This window comes from Microbacterium sp. MDV22-iso44, assembly GCF_058629135.1.
The window spans coordinates 938,697-955,256 of sequence record NZ_JBZVWS010000001.1 but is presented as its reverse complement, the minus strand read 5'-3'; the positions used below and the strand labels follow the sequence as shown (position 1 = coordinate 955,256).

Below are 16,560 nucleotides of genomic sequence, written 5' to 3'. Positions count from 1 at the left end.
GGGGAGACCATTTCGCGGACCCAGGCGAGTCCATGGCGACCTCTAACCGCGTGTTGACGGGCGGTTGCACCACAGATGTCGGAGGACGTCGTCAACTGGCGTTGAGTTGGAGGGGCGCCTCCCTCCAACGTCGAGAGCGCGGCGGTCGGTCGCGCCTTCGTTCTCGCCGCTCACTCCTCAGTTTCCGGACTGGCGCTCCGATTACCAGCCGCTCGGGGATAAGCACCGCGAGGGACTTCAGAACCTCGCTGCGAGCAATCGGCCGATCGCGGCGCCGAGCGCTATGGGCACGGCATTTCCGATCTGTCGCGCGATGTCGGTGCGGGACCCAACGAATCGGTGATTGGGGCCGAAACCTTGGAGTAGGGCGGCTTCATAGTGGGTGATCGCCCTGTTCTCCTCAGGGTGGATGTAGCGCCCCTTCTCGGGCTTGAAGAACTCGGTGCGAATCGTCACGGCCGGACGACCCCAGTGGAGTCGGCCCATGACATCCCCCGACCCGGTCTTGTGAGCCACCCAACACGGCGCCATGAGATCCGGGTAGGGCTCGAGGTTTCGGCGGTTGCCCCCCGCCGGGATTACGGCGAATCGCCTCAGTGAAAGATCGGTGTACTTCCTGCTCCAGTGAAGATCGCGCACGGAGAAGGCCCCCGCGTACCGCGTGCCCCTAAATTCGACTTGACGACTATTGAACACGTCATCGCGGTCGGGAACCCGAGGTAACCGACCAAGCACATCCTTCACCGTGACGAACGGCTTCAGTCCATCGATTTGGGGAGTGGAGGAGTGCGTGGGAGCTGGGAATCCCGGGAATCCGAGCTCGCGTCGGTACCCGACAATCACGGTGCGCCGGCGCGACTGCGCGGCACCGTAGGCCGCAGCATTCAGCACCTCTGCTTGAAAGTCGTACTCATCGAGCAATCCTCCGTCGGAGGTCGCATCCTTGAATTGGCGGTATTGCGGGGACTTCTTGAACTCGGCGACGTTCTCGACGATGAAGTACTTTGGTCGCGCTCGCCGGATCGTCTTCGCATACTCCTCCCAGAGAGAGTTGCGCTCGTCCTCGACGTTTTGTTTCCCAAGGCTCGAGAATCCCTGGCAGGGAGGGCCGCCGATGATCACGTCCGCCCTAGGTACTTTCTCCTCGGCAAGCCATGTCTTTATGTCACCCGCGTAGACGATGTTCTCGCCGTAGGTTGCCTCATACGATGCGGCTGCAGCACGGTCCATTTCGACCGCACCCACTGTCCTAAAGCGACTGGAGGCCGCGTGGAGTCCTGCAGTAAGCCCCCCAGCACCGGCGAAGAGGTCCAGAACTTTGATCTCGCGGGTCACCTCGTCATCGTAGACACCGATTGAGGTCGGGCTCGTCCGGCGCGCCGGCACGCTCACGAGCCCGCCCCGAGCGTTGCCCGCACTTCGGGAAGCACGCCCGCAAGCAGCCCAGTTACATCGCCTCCGCCGAGCACCAGCTGTCTGTCCAGCAGCCGGTTGCCCGATTCGCAGGAGGTCTCGCTGATGAGAGCACATCCGTGACAGGCCGAAAGGTTCAGTTGGGACGACCCCTGACGATCGCTCTCGATACATACAGGATCATTCGAACAGATGTCGGCATCATCGAGGGCGGATAGGAGCAGAGGTACGAGCAGTCGCGGTGCACCGAGCCTGACCAGGCCTCCAAGGGTTCCCTGCGCGTCTCCCGCAGCCGTATAAATGAGTACCCCGGACGTCTTGTCGGGACGATCCGAGCTGGCATAGACGCGCTCCTGCAACGACGCCGACGCGTAGCCGCTAGCGAAAGCCAGCCGACGGATGAGCAGGTGAGCGATGGTGTGCAGGGCGATGAATCGTGGCTCAGGGTCATCCAGGCGGGAGCGGGCCCAGTCCATCTGCTCGCGGCGTTCCCTCAGTATTCGGGCGCGAGCCTGCACATCCGGCAGCTGCTCCCAAGCTTCGATCGCCGCTTCGTCGAACTGGAGGAAGATTCCTTCACCGAAGAGCTCGAGCGCTGGAAACACCGGGCGTTGATTTGGATCTTGGCCAAGGTCCGCGGATACGAAGTCCGCGTCTGCGCGGTGCCTTCGGAATCCCTTCAGCGCCCGCACCTCGCGGACCCGGTGAACCTGGCCGACGCCCGCGAGTACGCGGCTGAGCTCGGCTGGCGCGTCATCGAAGCAGTCCCCAGCCCAGCCATCGACGACAAAGTTGCCGAGGGCCTTGTCCTTGCCTGCCGTGATCTTCTTCACGAACGCCGCCCACTCGCCATCTTTGAGCACACCGACGCCGTTGTCGCTAGCGGTCTCGTTCTCGTCGGTGAGAGCGATTGAAAGAACGTCCTCTACCGCAACGTCGAGCTCGTCGGCGATCCAGCCCGCGATCATCTCGGACTTCGGGCCGCCGTTATCGTCGACAAGACGCCGGAAGTAGTCATGACCGCGCACGCTGCTGATGGTCTCCTGCGATCGTGTCTTCTCCTCGGGTATGTCGAGCGCGGAGACGCGTTCAGCGAGATAGTTGCCAGTCGCGCCGCGTTGAACGGCCACAAGATCGGCGTCGCAGACTCTGCGCGCAGCATCCTCGATCTGCCAGGGCTGATGTCCTGCGCAACGGATGCCAGCGCGTTGGAGTGAATTCTGCCCGACCAGCTCCGACAAAGGGCGCGCTCGTCCACACCCGTCGCAGACCACACGAAGGGAGGCGAGACCTTCACCGCTAGTGCTCGATCGCACAAAGAGGAGCTCTTTGTAGGCGCGACACACGCGTACTTCCTCGGTCACTCCCTTGTCGTGGCCTCGGTGCGCCCATTTGAACCACGGCACGTCCTGCACGTGGCTTCCGGACTTACAGACCGCGACATAGCGCATCGGGACGAGCGCGCCACCACAATCACACCTGTTACGGAACCGTCCCTTCACTATTCCAGTCAGCTTTGAGAGTCTCAGGCACCGTTCGCAGAATCGCCACGCTGGGAATCGCCAGTACGGAACACTTGCCGTGTCGCGTCCAGAACGGCCCGCGTGCGCTGGAGCTTGCCGAAGCACGGGGCGAGGACGCCCTCGCTGCACGAGTTGGTCGACCAACCGATCGCAGTGGATCTCGGGAGCTGTTCTCTTCGCCCACCAGGAAGTGTCGGGCGCGATAAGCGACTCTCCCCGAACGTCCACGATCGCGCCGACGCCGAATGGAGAGACTGTCTCCGACAGTCGGAGATCATGCTTGATTTTCTGCACGCGATACCTCCTGCTCGGGTTCCTGGACCTCGACCGCAACATTCGGCTCGACCGACCTCATCGAATCTCCGACCAGCCAGTCGGGGCCTTCTTGCCCAAACCTCTTGACCAGTGCGCGGTCGCCTGGTTGATGATGCTCGTACCGAAGAGAGTCTCCGGCGGCACGAGCTTCGGCCGCCTTCCGATCCCATTCACGCAGCAATTGCCACACCTGATCTCTTACCGCTCGCTGCTCGTTCGGATCTGACTCCCGAACGGGCACCATGAACCGCTCGACCAGGTCCTCAACGGTCACACGAAGGCGCGAATCAGATAGGTCGAACGCGCCTGCGTCACCGTCTCGACTGAGTGAGGCGACGCTGTGTCGCAGGAGCGCGATCAGCGCGCCGGCGAGCGACCGGTCGCGCGACGAAAGGGACCAAGGCGTCACGCTCGTCGGCTCAACGCTTCGGTAGAGCGCGTCGTGGAATCCGCGGAAGGTCTCGAAGTGCGACCGATCGCGGGCGCGATTGGACCGGAACAGCGTTACTACGATGCCGTCGACGCTCCCGCGTCCGACCCGACTCGTGGCCTGAATGTACTCGGCGGTGGTCTTCGGTTGGCCGACCATAAGCATGAGCGCAAGGCGCTGAACATCGATGCCGACGGACAGCATGTTAGAGGACAGCACTGCGTCAACTGCGTCCGCGGACTCATCCGCGTTCACCCTCAATTGCCGTAGATCCTTCGGCAGCTCTTCCGGGCCCCGTCGACTCGTCAGTTCGAGCACATGATCCGCGCGCACGGCTCGGAGGGCAAGCCCCAGTCTGTCGGCGCGCGTTTCGAGGCGCCCGTTGACGTCGTCGAGCAGAAGCGCGCTTGTTCGCCCTAGCTCTCGGAGGCTGTTGTGATAGACCACGAACGTCCAGTAGGGATCGATGCGGTCGCCGATACCGTCGGCTCCGACGACCACCTGCGGCAGCTCGAGTATGGGGGAGGCCGCCGCGACCAACGCGGTTGCCTGAGACACGCTCTGCGGCATGATTCCCGCGTACAGGCGACCCCTACCCGTGGCGACCGGGCTAGCGAAGAAAGTGCGATCGCCGTCGATTCCGGCTGGCGGGTAGAGCGCGACACGGCGCCCATAGAGGCCTTTCACCTGTTCGTCCGAGGCTCGAATCGTCGCCGTTGAGGCGACGATCTTCGGGTCGGTTCCTTCTCGACTCAGGAGCACCTGAAGAACAGCATCGAACACGGCGACCGTGGTTCCGAGCGGCCCGGACAGCAGGTGGAGTTCGTCTTGGATGATCAAAGAGGGCTGGCGGAACGGCGTGCCTATGCCGAGGAGGCGTCCAGCGGTGTCCTTGAACTGCAATCGCGCGAACTTGTCTACGGTCGCGAGCAGGAAGGTCGGCGGATCCTCGTAGAGCACTTCGTCGACCACGTTCATCGGCAGATCCCGTTGGGAGAACTCGCACGATGCGTTGACACATCGAAAGACGATGTCGTTGCCGGCCCGGCGAGCGCCATAGCTTTGACGCGAGTCATCCTTCCGCTCGGGTACAAGTTCCGCCAGACACCACGGACACTCGGTGATCTGGAACTCATTAGCGTCCTGCGGATGCTGGGCCTTGTGAAGCCGTTCAAGGGCAAACTTCGCGTCCGCACGAGTCTGAGGAGTTGCATCCCGTCCGACCCACAGGCCGATCGAGAAGCGGGCCATCCCCTTCGCTCTTTCGTCGCGGCCGCGAAGGATCTCCATCGCGCAGATCAGAGAGGCGGCACGCTGGAACTGCTGTGAAGTCAGTAGTCGCAGCGTGTACCGGGTTATTACAGCGGTACCTCCACCTTCCGGGCCGTGCTCAATGCGGCGAAGGTAAATCACGATCGCAGCCAGTGCGAGATACGCCTCTGTCTTGCCTCCGCCAGTCGGGAACCAAATCAGATCGACGATTGAGCGGTCGGGATGCTTCTCATCGACGGTCGACGCTAGAGATATCAGCAAGAACCCGAGCTGGAACGGGCGCCATTCCGGAACTGGATCGATCTCGCCGCGTCCTATCGCAGCCTGGGCCATCTGAAGGCGCATGGCCGACATCGCGAGTGCAAAAGACCGTCGGAGAGCGCCCGCGCCAGGGCGCGCGAGGAGGTCCACGCCTTCACGCATGCGCTTGGCTGAGGTCTCCGCGCGCCCGGCGATTGCTTCGGCGACGCGGCCATAATCGACCGCATCGCGTTGTTGCCCCTCGACCCAATCCGAGAACGCCTCGACGAAGGCCCCCAGCGCATCGATCACAGGGTCAGGGTCGGAATCAATGGATGCCAGGAATTCGAGGTTGAGTGCTGGACGGGCGCTATCCCGGAGCTGCGTTCCGCCGGTCTGCGCGATCGCCGGCACTACGAAGTGCGGAACCGGATCGAGGCGGACACGCTCACACCGCCCCTCAGCGTCGACGTCCCAGCCTGCGGCCATCCCGTGCCCGACGGCAAATGTCTGGCGATCTCGGTATCGCAGTCGCAACTCCGCCGACTCCGGGTCGACGTCGATCGCACGCGACACGTCGTACTCCAAGATGCGCGCACCATCCGCAGGCCGACCTTCGAGGTCTACCTGGAACAGCATCCGGGGTATGTCGGTCCGGTCCTCTCCCGTTGTTCTCGTTCGCAAGCGGACGTGAAGCGTAACGAGCCAGTTGGGTCCATACGGGCGCCATCGCGTCCCGATCTCGAACGGTACGTCGCCAGCGTCCAACTGGCGCACCTGCGCCGCGCCCCGGGCAAGGGCAATCCCGCCGAACCGATGGCCGGTACGTTGCCACCTCGGGAGTCCTCCGTCCTCGATCGGAGCATACGTCGCCGCCGAGAAGTCGCAGAGCACGGCCTGACCATCCGTCACGAAGGAGATCGCAGCGGATGAGGGCCGCCAGTCCTCCGCCAAAGGTAAAGTCGTATCCTCCTCTTCGATGTCGCCTTCGTCGACGTCTGCCATCACGAGTTGTTCGGGATCAGACTCGCCGGCTGCAACGCTGCCTTGGGCTGGAGCCTCGTCCCCAGCGGGAAATAGCATCCCTACGGCGTACTGCAGCGACGGTCGATTCAGAAGCACCTCGTCATCGCCGTGTTCTGGTCCAACGTACGCAGCTCGCAGATGATTCAGAGCGCGGGTCTGGGCGGGCGTGAGCGTCACCGTTGCGCCTCCGTCGACGACCGAACAAGCGTCTGCAGACGCTTCCGATCGGGATCCGTGAGCGAAATGTGCAGGGACACGCGGGCTCGTGTAACGGCCACGTACAGGCTCGCAAGCGCCTCGGGCGTGTAGTCCTCGGGAAGGTCGCACACGATCACATGCTCGGCTTCCAAGCCCTTTGCGTTTCGCGGGCTCACGACGCGGATTCCGTCGACGAACTCATCCTTTGACGCGTCGCCCTGCGCAGGAATTACCCAGATCTCGGCGGCGCGAACCCCATCACGTTTGAACGACTTGGCGAGCCGGATCGCCTGAGCACGAGACTCACCTTGATCGACTTTCACCCAACTGATCGCCTCCCCGTTGACGATGCCGGGATCCCCGACATCCGCCGCAAGGTACTCCTGGACCATATGAACTATTGCTCGCGTGTTCCGCACGTTCTTGGTCAAGTCGTACTCAGCAGCGTCTGATTGCACCAGCTCGAACACATCCGGATCGAAGCGACCGTCGACGTGGGCCTGGTTGTTGGGATCAAGAAACATGCGCCACCGCCCATTACTCCTGCCCCCGTCGATGACGCGATCCAGGACGTCCATCGCTTCGGCGTGCATCAGATCCTGGGCCTCATCGACGAGCACGACGTCGAACTTGCGAGTGTCGCGCAGCGCGGCGAACTCGGCGATCTCAACGTCTCTACCGTCGAGCAGCGGGGCGAAAAAGGCTCGAAGTCCTGGTGACCGGAATGTGACGAGCACCGACCGGCCTTCGGCGACTTCCTGTTTGACCGCCTCCGCCAGCAGGACCGACTTGCCTGTGCCCGCTCCGCCGAGGACCAGGATCCGCTGGTTCTTCGCCAGGCCTGCAAGCACACGGGCTTGGTCTGCCGTCGCGATGTTCTGCTCGTCGATGACAGCTCCGCGTTGCGCATCGATGACGGGGAGCCTGGAGAACTCTCCGAACAGTCGCGTCCGCAGATCCTCGAAGCGTGCAGGCCGCGCAGAAGGCGGGCCGGGAGGGATGGCAGCTGCAACCACGTCCAGTGCCGAGGTGAGACGCTCGACTGTCATATCACCCTTGGTCAACCAATGCGTCGACTTCCATTCAGGCGACGCCGGTGGAGCGTCGACATCGGGAGTGATCACGACAGCGTCAGCCAGGACCCAGCCAGCACCGTCTTCTCTGAGGATGTTGAGCAGCGCATGCATCGCGGTGCGCGCCTGTGTCATCGGCGGTTCTTTGAGCTTGTTCCAATCGCCATGGCGATTCCTGGTGTACCAGGCCCCCTCATGCTTCATTACACCGCCGCCCTTGACCTCTACGACGATGATCGTCCCTCTCCACAGAACGATGAAGTCTCCTTCGGATGTCTGCTTCGAGGGATGACTGCGGAGCTGCATCGAATGGAATCCCACTGCGTCGTGCTTCTGGATCCGCGCGAGAAGTCTCGCGACACGCCTCTCGGCATCGCTCTGCACGTATTGTTCGATGCTCTGCAGGTCTGGGCTGAGAATCACGACTGCTGCTCCTGCCAGAGCTCTTCGTACTCTCGGAAGCCGAGAAGGTTATTGATGTCGGTACTGCCGAAGTTGTCCTCCATGTCCACGATGAGACACTCGTCCTTTCCGCCGTTCTCGCGTCCTCGAAGCCCTCGACCCGCCATCTGGATGTAGGCGTTCGGGCTGAACGTGGGGCGGGCGATGTAGAGCGCGGTCACGCCTGGCGCGTCGAAGCCCTGGGTTAGCAGGTCGCAGTTGGCGAGCACTTGAACCTTCCCGTCTTTAAACCTTTGGATGACGTCGCGTCGTTCCTGACGACCGGTTTGCCCGCTTACCGATGCGGCTTCCACTCCTCGGTAGCACAGCGTCGCCGCGAGGACCTGTGCCGAGAGGACATTGGGTGTGAACACGAGAACTGATCGTGCCCGTTCGGATTCCAGGTTCATGATGCTGTCGACCAGGATGCCCATGCGCGCATGGTCAGCCGCGACCCGGTCAAGGACCTGCCCGCTGACCCGGTTTGTCCGCTTCGCCTCACGCGCCTCGTCGTCCGAGAGCCGGACGACCGCGCCCTTCAGAACGGCGTGCTTCACACGGGCCAGCACCCCTCGCGCAACGAGCTCCTGGTACGGGTTCTCCTCGAAGGCGGCGAGCTTTCGCCTGCCGAAGCGGGCGGCGAGTTGGTCTGTTGCCTGAACGGATGTGCCCTTGAACGGAGTCGCGGACAATCCGATCAGTGGGCGCTCAAACCTGCGGCCGTCCACGCCCAGCCATGAGAGGAGTCGTGTGTACCGCGTGGACGTACCGGCAACGTGCCCCTCATCGATCACGACGGCGGCGGGGGTGCTGAGCCAGTGATACTCAGCTCTGTCGAGGAGAACCTCTAGCTTTGCGTCAGTGGCGACGATAACGCTGTGGGCGGTGTCCGGTTCCTGGACGTCGTTCCCTTCCCACAGACGCCCCAGAGTCAGAGGGATGTCCACCTGTTGCTCCGTGCAGAGTCCCCGCCAGACCTGGCTGAACGTCTGCACCGCCTGTTCGCACAGCTCTTGCGACTGCGCTATCCAAAGGACAGGGCCATCGAGCTCGCCGTCAATGAACAGCTGAAGGAGTGTCTGGGTGGCGACGCGTGTCTTACCTGCCCCGGTGGGAAGTTCGACCATGGCTTTGGCTCGACGTCCGGAATCATCGATCTCGAGCAGCGTGGAGCGCAGTTCTGCGCTGATCCGCGCCTGGTAGTCGTGGAGCTTCGGCAGCACCGTTGCACCGGGCACGATGAATTCGGCCGCCTGGCGCACTGTCCGCTGTCCTGCGAATTCGGGTCCGAACCCCATCTTCCGCAGCCACGTGATCGTCGCTGCACCGCCGGCCCACTGGGTCGGGACATCCGGGAAGCCCTCTCGCCGAAAGAGATCGGCCAGCTCGCTGACGGCGTCCTTTCCATAGACGGAAAGTACGAGCTCAGCGACAGACGTGGCCTTCGACACTAGCCCTTGTGCTTCCAGCCCCTGCCAGAGTCCCTTCGGAAGCTTCTCTCGCATATCGTCGGCACCGAAATAGACGTCGAGTCGGTCAGCATTCGTCGCTGCCGAAACAGCCTCCTGCCTGATCAGTTCGAGGTGCTGGGCGAGTCCGACCTCTAGTACTCGCTCGACCTCCGCGTTGTTGAGTCCCAGATCGAAAGCTTCGCTGACGAGTCGAAGTGATTCTTTTTCGCTGAGCCGCGTAGCCACGACGAAGTTGACACCGTCACGATAGGAATCGAGCGACTGGGTTTCGACGCCCTCTTCCGTGGTGACCCACTTCGCTATGGACTCGGCGCGCGAGAGAGTCGTACTCCCCAGATCTTCTTTGCTCGGCCAGCCCCGGAGACCACTGAAGACGTCCAGCAGTCGCTCAGTTTCCTGCTGGCCGTCGATCCTCATCGAGAAGGCGAACGAATCCTCGAATCGTCTGCATCCGACCAGCTCTACCAACCGTTCAGCGTCGGCCTCCGAAGCGCGAAGGTACGGTCGTTGGTGCTGTGCAAGATAGTCGCGCTGTTCCTCGTCAACCGCTATGTAAACGGTCCCGGTTGCGCGCGACTCGACCACGCGCCCGACGCGGGCGGGTACACCCGGCGGGCGCCCGTCCGGGTAGGCGCGCGGCGCGGATTCGAGGATGAACCGGACGAGCACGGAGTCGGTGAGTTGAGGCGGAAGTAACTCCGTTGCCAATGCTTCCCGGAGCACTTCGGGAGCGATGCGCGATATCTCCTGCGGTAGCTGAAGCGTGTCAACGATGCTGCGCGGCCCCTCGTACAGCGGCAACAACTCGCGGTACTCGACGAGCGACGGTGCGACGGCATGAGTGATCGGCTGAAAGCCGCGCGACGTCCGAAGCAGCCCAGCCTGTTCGGCAGCCCACCGCATCGGTGATTTCACGCGATACGACACTCCGGTCGCGTTGTCCTCACAATCCCACGGGGCATCTCCGAACTCGAGAAGTCCTCGTGTCCAAGACTCCCGAATGTGGTTCGCCGCCCCCGCGGCCTGCAGTATCAACAGCACGGAGAAAGGTCCCGCCGAACCGCCACCGCTCGGGTAGAGCGATATCCGCTCGATTGGGCGTTCGCCCGGAGTCAGACGGCCGTTCAGCTCCTCGATCACCCAGTCTCGGTACTCATCGGCGGCGGACTCGTCTTCGAAGTCGTACTCTCGTTGCGGCGACTCCACGACACCGATCTCGTGGGCAAGGGCTGGGACGCATCGCTGTCGATCCAGCAGAACTCCACCGTCCGCACCCGGCAACTCACCATCCAGGTCAAGAACTTGTTGCGGCCAGCTCCAGGCCCCGTCGCGAGTCGGCACCAGCACCTGAGCTGTGGGCGTTGCTCGCAATGCGTTCAAGGCGTCACGTGTGCTGACGCTCAAGGCCGAGTCCCAGAACCTCTCCTGCTGTTCCGGTCCTGCATCCGTCGTGAGTTTCGCCAGACGCGCGTGGAGGATCGCAATGGGATCAAGGTCGCGGAATCCGGCTGAACGAAGCACCCGCTCCATGTCCGGGTAGGCGAGAAACGCTGGATCGACGAAGACAGCACCTTCGATGTCGAGGTCTTCCATCTTCGACAGGAACACGAGCGAACGGTCGCCAAGCGCACGCGGGCCGTCCGTGGTCGGAATCACTCGCGCCTTTTCCGCATCATCCGATCCACGGTTGGCCATGACCACCTTGAGTGCGTTGGCCGCGGACTCGACGTAATCTCCCTCGGCCCACTCGCGCAGCCACGACTGGATACCCCGCTTGGGTACGACCTCCAGTGCACGCTTCATGTCGCGGCTGTCCTCGTCGAACCGGTCCGGGTCCACGCTTACTGCGAATAGCTGTCGGAGCCGTGCCACGCGCTGACTCGATCCGTAGCATCGCCAGTGCGGCACGTCGTTGGCAGTGTTTGGGGACGCTACCCACGCTTCGTGCGCGACCTCGGGGATCTTCCATTCGCACGTCAGATCGAGGGGCCTGAGCTCTTCGGGAGTTCTCAGCACGCCATCTCCATCCGGGATGAGCGCAGCCGTGACGGCCAACGGCGGCACGAGTGCACACAGCACTTCGTCGCCGAAGTAGATCGCCTCCCGGCCCCGAGCGGGGAGGTAGTCCAGGTGGGCAGCGGGGTCTTGATGGGTGCTGACTCTCGGCAAGACCTCAACGAACATGTCGGCGAGGGTTGCGAGAATTTCCCGGTTGTACCCGTTCCTCAACAGCGTGGTCCGATCATCGTTAACGCTCCATGGCGCGTTGAAGAACGCTGTGGCCGAGGTCCGGTCCTGCAGAGGGAAGTAGCTCCAGAACTGCCCGACCTGGGTACCGGGGTCCCCCGCCTCCGGATTTCCTCGGCGAGGCTTAACTGGCAGCGCGATGCTCACCTTGATCTCGTCTCGAGATACCGCCTCCCCGACCTCCCGTCGCGCTGCAGGTGTTGGTGAGTGCATGCGCTCACGGACGAGCCATTCGTCGCCTGTCCCGTCTGGTCGCTCGATCTTGAACTGCCCTTCCCCCAGCTCCTTCGAGATGTGACTAGTCGCGAGTCCCCCATCTCCCAGCACCGTGAGCCTGACCTCGCGCACGGCGCTCACGAACAGGAGGAACTCGGAGGAGAACGTCTCCATCTCGCGCCGAATCCGTGCAGGGTCCGCGACACCTGGTAGGCGGACTATGGTCGTAGCCCACTCAGCAAGTCCTTTGGCGATTGCGTCATCGGCAAAGAGTCGGTCCGCGTCGAGCAGAGTCGCAGTGCGGAGTGCGGGCAGTCGACGATCAGCGGACCCCACTCCCTTGATCGCTGCCTGTGCTTGGGCGGAGTTGAACTCGAACGATACCGATCGGCTCAAGACCTGCGGAGAGCTGCTCACAGCCAGTACCGATTTGAACCCCAGCCCGAATCGACCGATCTCATCACCCCGCTTTCCGCTGAGGTGCGCATGGGTGATCGCCACAAGACCGCTCTTTGAGAACGGGCGTCCGGAGTTCGCGCAGTACAGCACCCGCGCGTCCGGGTCCAGAACAATCTCGACACGACCCAGACCTGCGTCCGACGCATCGCCGGTCATAGAATCGGCGGCGTTTTGTACCAGCTCCAGGAGCGTGCGGCTCGAGTATCCGCCGGTACGAATCGACTCCTCGTGATTCGCGTGCTCGGTAATCAGCGTCGGCTTGGCGGAGTAGGCAGCGATTGCACTCGCAAACTGCGCTTCAATCTCCTGAACAAGCACGGAATCGGGCCGCCACGCCTCGGTCGTCTTCGACATCCCAGTCCCCACTATTTGTTCTCTCCCCACCCAAAGTAGTGGTGCCCGCGGACTTTCATCGTGAGCGCGGCTAGCGTTGCCCATATGTCCTGGGCGAGCAGTGAAGGCTCTCGGCGATCCATGGTCGCCAACCGTCGACGAGATACATCCCCTGAACTCGCAGTGCGACGGAGCCTTCACGCCCTCGGGCTTCGATACCGCGTCGACTTCGCTCCGCTTGGCGGACGACGTCGGGCTGACATCGTCTTCACGCGCCAACGCACTGCTGTATTCATCGATGGTTGCTTCTGGCATGGGTGCCCTGATCACGCAACAATCCCCAAGAGCAACGCGGCGTACTGGGTCCCCAAGCTGCGGCGCAACATCGAGCGGGACCGGGAGACTGATTCCTTACTCCGTGCCGCGGGGTGGACAGTGCTGCGCTATTGGGAACATGAGGATGCGCAGATCGTCGCCCATTCGATCGCTCATAGCGTTCAGGCGGGCAAGTCGACCACGGCGGGCCCCCACCTCCGCCCTTCTGGCGACGACGAGCCAACTTGAAGCGAAAGCGACGGGCGAAAACGAGGCCACCTGGTTGTCGTTTCGTTAGTCTGCCGGATCCTGGTCTTGATGCCCGGGTGGCTGTCGATTCCTCGCCCGCGGAGCCGGTAGCTGGCGCCGTTGAGTGTGAGCACGTCGGCGTCGTGAACGATCCGGTCGATCATCGCGGCGGGGACGGCCTGGTCGCTGAAGACCCTGCCCCAGCCGGAGAACGGCAGGTTCGACGTGAGGATCCAGCGAGGCGTGCTCGGATCGGGATGACATCGTGTTCGTCACACTCGTGGTGCGGGCGGCGCGAATTTCCGCTGGCATCTCGCAAGCGATTGCCGACCAAGCCCGTACCGGGCGTGCGCCTCGCCAGCGGGAACTCCAAATCCGATACCGCGGCAACCGGGAACGCATGCAACGCGCAACCATGAGGCAGCGTCCCGTGCTCAGGTGCGTGTGTGAGTCATTGGCCCGGTCTATTGAGGGGGAAAGGCGCCGCGCCGCGAGTGCATCTGTGGCAGTCGGCTGGCTCGCCGGATGATGAGACGGTCTCAGTCGATCCTGCCGTCGGTCTGATCGAGCATCTCTCAGCTCGATTCAGTTGCGAAACACCGGGCGGCTCGCGGAGACCGTCATTACGAAGCGTCCGCTCAACCGCGACTACGGCGCTCGCGCCGCAAGGCAGCTTGAATGATCAGCACGTCGACCACGGCAATCATCGAACCGCGCATCACTCTATTGCTGATAGCTGCCACCAATAGCGTTCAATGAAGGCAAGCAGAAAGCGAGCGCTCACGTACGCTGCGTACTCCCTGTAGTCGTCCGACTTCTGGTCATCGGCAAAGTCTTGGACGCCTTTGACGATTAGAGGGCGCGGCGGTGAGATAGCGGCGAGGGAACCACGCGCGACGCCGTAAGCCTCCATATCAATCGCGAGCAGGCCCCGCTTATGCTCGCGTACACCCTCGACGACTGCTTCGTCGGCGACGACAGCCGCTCCAGACGCAATCGCGCCTACGTGCGCTCTGAGCTCTGTGACGGGCACCCCCGTCTCAAGTGGCCACTCTGACTTGATTCTGCCTAGGAGTTGTTTGTCCTGCGCGAGGTCTTGAACACAGGCACTCAGGTGATCGTCGAGGGCTACGGGTTGATAATCGGGGTGCAATTTCCCCTGTATCAATTTGCCGCTGCCGTAATCGAAGATCTGCCTCCCCACGACGATGTCTCCGAGCTCAACCTTGTCCCTGACCCCAGCGCATATGCCGATCATTGCGACAACGGCGGGTCGCCAGGACCGCACGGCCTTTGAAGCCAAAATCGCCGCTGGCACCAGCCCCATATCGTTCTGCACTGCCACTGCTATACGCACGTCACTTTGTTCGACTGGTCGTGAGCAAACGTTGTAGACGACGCCATCCCGGCTGATCTTCCGCCACGAAGTACCAAGCACTTTCAGCGCTTGATTCAGTTCTGGGCTCGGGAGAGCAACGACGACAACAAGGTCCGCGAACTCCTCTTCACTGGTCGCGGTAGCTGACGTCGCGTGGGACGAGTCCGTAAACTTCCGCTCGTCCCCCTCGGGGCCGCCAACACTCTCACTTGTCTGAGGAGGCGTAAGAGACTCCGACCCGGTGTAAAGGCGACTTATCGCGCGACCGTTTGGGAAATTTTGGGCGCTCGACTTAATGCTTGCAAGCGCCTCTGCCAGCCCGGCCACTATCCTCGCCCTTCCCCTGCAGCGCCACGAGTGCGAGACTCCAGCTCCCATATAAGGAAGGCCATCAGGCGGACTCGTTCGACGTCGCTTCTTTCGTCAAGGACTCGAAGAATGTGATCAGCTTGCGAGGAGCGACTTATCCACTCGGTAGCGAGGATGTATCGGATTTTGGCTTTTTCTGGCCGGAGAGCAATTCCGAGATCTCGCCAATCATCGTTGGAAAGGGACAAGCCCTCGTCCAACTGGAAGTACGGAAGGCGCTTGTCTATGTAACACCAGTAAAAGGCGAAACCTCGATCCTTATCCGATCGGAGGATGGGATTGTCGAGCATAAGCGCGAGTTGCTGATAAAATGTGTGGATATCGTGTTGCTCCCGGATGATGACATCTAAGAACGTATCAATAAGCTGGCCGAGTCGTTCCTTCAAGCCCGCGACATCATTTTCGGTGAGGATGGGATCAAGCTTGAGGCTCTTAGTTGAAAAGTTGGTTTTCCCCTGATCGAACATGGACGCTCTCGCGTCGTGTTCTACGGCATATTGAAAGAGGGCCCCTCGCGTCTGGGCTGGAGCAGATGTGATGAGGCTGTACACGACATACGCCAAATTTGGAAGATCCGTGTCGAGCTGACCGTATGCTGCGTCGATCTCGCGCTGCACACTCTCCTGTGTAGGTGCATCCTCTGGGGTGCCGGGGGTAGATGACATAAGGGAACTGTATGACAGTCCATCCGTTTGATGAACACGAGCTCTCGAGGAGATGCAGCGGCTTCCGCTCGCGCTCACAGTCTTGCTCGCCCTGCTCGCGATCTTCCAGATCGAGCTCGCACTCGGCGCACTAATGAGCTGGTTCGCGCTAGATAGGTAGGCAGCACTCGGGGTGGCGGGCGTACGGCAACGCGAAGCTCGCGAACATCCTCTTCACCCGCGAGCTGCAGCGCCGGTGGGGGGCGACGGCGTCTCGGCGGTCGCGTTCCACCCCGGCGTCGTCGCGACGAACTTCGCAGGCAACACGGGCGGTGCGCTGCGGTGGATGCACCACAGCCCCTCGCGCGCCGCGTGCTGACGACGACCGACGAGGGCGGCAAGCGCCTCGTGTTCCTCGCCGACGGCACCCCGCGCGAGGACTGGCTGCCCGGCGCCTAGGACGAGAACGACCGCGTCACGAAGACGCACCGACTCGCGACCGACCCGCGCCTCGCGCAGGAACTGTGGGAGCGCAGCGCCGAGATGGTGCAGCTCGGGTGAGGCTCCGTTAGCCTGAGGGCCACACGACGCGACAGGAGGCGAGCATGGTCCACGATCTGTTGCGCGTCGTCCTCGAGGTCCTCGGGCTCCTCGTCGCCGTCGATCCGTCGCTGAGCGGATCCGCGCTCACCGTCGCGCTGCTCGCGCTCGCCGTCCTCACGCTCGCGCTCCTCGCGACCGCCGTGCACGCGGGCACGCGCGGAGCGGCGCCGCATCCCACCCGTCGCATTGAACTCACGGCACCGCTCGCGCAGAGCGATCCCGACGCGGCAGGACACGTCCGCCGTCGCGGGCCCGGTCAGGTGACTGCGGCCGCGTAGCGTCGAACCGTCCGGGCACCTCGTGCCCCGGCATCCGTTCGCGGCCGATCAGCCGACCCTGATCGC

At 62.7% G+C, this 16,560-nt stretch carries 10 protein-coding genes; 2 read left to right on the top strand and 8 right to left on the bottom strand.

Features of this window, described 5'->3' with window-relative positions:
- Positions 1–237: 237 nt before the first annotated feature.
- From AC4NN1_RS04670 to AC4NN1_RS04650, 5 genes are read right to left on the bottom strand one after another with little or no spacing between them, the layout of a single operon-like run.
- The gene (locus AC4NN1_RS04670; protein ID WP_491954674.1) at positions 238–1,335 is read right to left on the bottom strand and encodes a DNA cytosine methyltransferase; all 1,098 of its coding nucleotides are present in this window, start codon (positions 1,333–1,335) and stop codon (positions 238–240) included.
- Positions 1,336–1,388: 53 nt separating this feature from the next.
- Positions 1,389–3,272: a DrmB family protein gene (drmB, locus tag AC4NN1_RS04665; protein ID WP_491954673.1), complete on the bottom strand. Its 1,884-nt coding sequence runs from the start codon at positions 3,270–3,272 to the stop codon at positions 1,389–1,391.
- Positions 3,211–6,396 carry a helicase-related protein gene (locus tag AC4NN1_RS04660; RefSeq protein ID WP_491954672.1) on the bottom strand — a complete coding sequence of 1,062 codons (3,186 nt, stop codon included), beginning with the start codon at positions 6,394–6,396 and terminating at the stop codon, positions 3,211–3,213. Before AC4NN1_RS04660 ends, drmB begins: the two co-directional genes overlap by 62 nt.
- Positions 6,393–7,913 carry a nuclease-related domain-containing DEAD/DEAH box helicase gene (locus AC4NN1_RS04655; protein WP_491954671.1) on the bottom strand — a complete coding sequence of 507 codons (1,521 nt, stop codon included), beginning with the start codon at positions 7,911–7,913 and terminating at the stop codon, positions 6,393–6,395. The genes AC4NN1_RS04660 and AC4NN1_RS04655 overlap by 4 nt, the downstream gene beginning before the upstream one ends.
- The gene (locus AC4NN1_RS04650; RefSeq protein WP_491954670.1) at positions 7,910–12,679 is read right to left on the bottom strand and encodes a sacsin N-terminal ATP-binding-like domain-containing protein; all 4,770 of its coding nucleotides are present in this window, start codon (positions 12,677–12,679) and stop codon (positions 7,910–7,912) included. The genes AC4NN1_RS04655 and AC4NN1_RS04650 overlap by 4 nt, the downstream gene beginning before the upstream one ends.
- Positions 12,680–12,763: 84 nt before the next feature.
- Between AC4NN1_RS04650 and AC4NN1_RS04645 the strand changes: the two genes are divergently transcribed.
- Positions 12,764–13,222, top strand: a complete 459-nt coding sequence (locus AC4NN1_RS04645) for a very short patch repair endonuclease (protein ID WP_491954669.1) — start codon at positions 12,764–12,766, stop codon at positions 13,220–13,222.
- Here AC4NN1_RS04645 and AC4NN1_RS04640 read toward each other — a convergent pair.
- The 3 genes from AC4NN1_RS04640 to AC4NN1_RS04630 all read right to left on the bottom strand — a co-directional run bounded on the left by AC4NN1_RS04640 (position 13,156) and on the right by AC4NN1_RS04630 (position 15,634).
- The gene (locus AC4NN1_RS04640) at positions 13,156–13,440 is read right to left on the bottom strand and encodes an ATP-binding protein (protein WP_491954870.1); all 285 of its coding nucleotides are present in this window, start codon (positions 13,438–13,440) and stop codon (positions 13,156–13,158) included. The genes AC4NN1_RS04645 and AC4NN1_RS04640 overlap by 67 nt on opposite strands.
- Positions 13,441–13,940: 500 nt before the next feature.
- On the bottom strand, positions 13,941–14,978 hold the full coding sequence (locus AC4NN1_RS04635) for a 5'-methylthioadenosine/S-adenosylhomocysteine nucleosidase family protein (protein WP_491954668.1): 1,038 nt from the start codon (positions 14,976–14,978) through the stop codon (positions 13,941–13,943).
- Positions 14,927–15,634, bottom strand: a complete 708-nt coding sequence (locus AC4NN1_RS04630) for a hypothetical protein (RefSeq protein ID WP_491954667.1) — start codon at positions 15,632–15,634, stop codon at positions 14,927–14,929. Before AC4NN1_RS04630 ends, AC4NN1_RS04635 begins: the two co-directional genes overlap by 52 nt.
- Positions 15,635–16,218: 584 nt before the next feature.
- On the opposite strand from AC4NN1_RS04630, the gene AC4NN1_RS04625 reads away from it, so the two are divergent.
- Entirely contained in the window at positions 16,219–16,494 is a 276-nt protein-coding gene (locus tag AC4NN1_RS04625) for a DUF6412 domain-containing protein (protein ID WP_491954666.1), read from the top strand.
- Positions 16,495–16,560: the final 66 nt, after the last annotated feature.

What these genes read in the sequence shown, in the direction of transcription:
- drmB (WP_491954673.1), bottom strand. Translation starts at nt 3,272, where the DNA reads ATGTTGCGGTCGAGGTCCAGGAACCCGAGCAGGAGGTATCGCGTGCAG.
- AC4NN1_RS04650 (WP_491954670.1), bottom strand. Translation starts at nt 12,679, where the DNA reads ATGTCGAAGACGACCGAGGCGTGGCGGCCCGATTCCGTGCTTGTTCAG.
- AC4NN1_RS04645 (WP_491954669.1), top strand. Translation starts at nt 12,764, where the DNA reads ATGTCCTGGGCGAGCAGTGAAGGCTCTCGGCGATCCATGGTCGCCAAC.
- AC4NN1_RS04635 (WP_491954668.1), bottom strand. Translation starts at nt 14,978, where the DNA reads ATGGGAGCTGGAGTCTCGCACTCGTGGCGCTGCAGGGGAAGGGCGAGG.
- AC4NN1_RS04630 (WP_491954667.1), bottom strand. Translation starts at nt 15,634, where the DNA reads ATGTCATCTACCCCCGGCACCCCAGAGGATGCACCTACACAGGAGAGT.
- AC4NN1_RS04625 (WP_491954666.1), top strand. Translation starts at nt 16,219, where the DNA reads ATGGTCCACGATCTGTTGCGCGTCGTCCTCGAGGTCCTCGGGCTCCTC.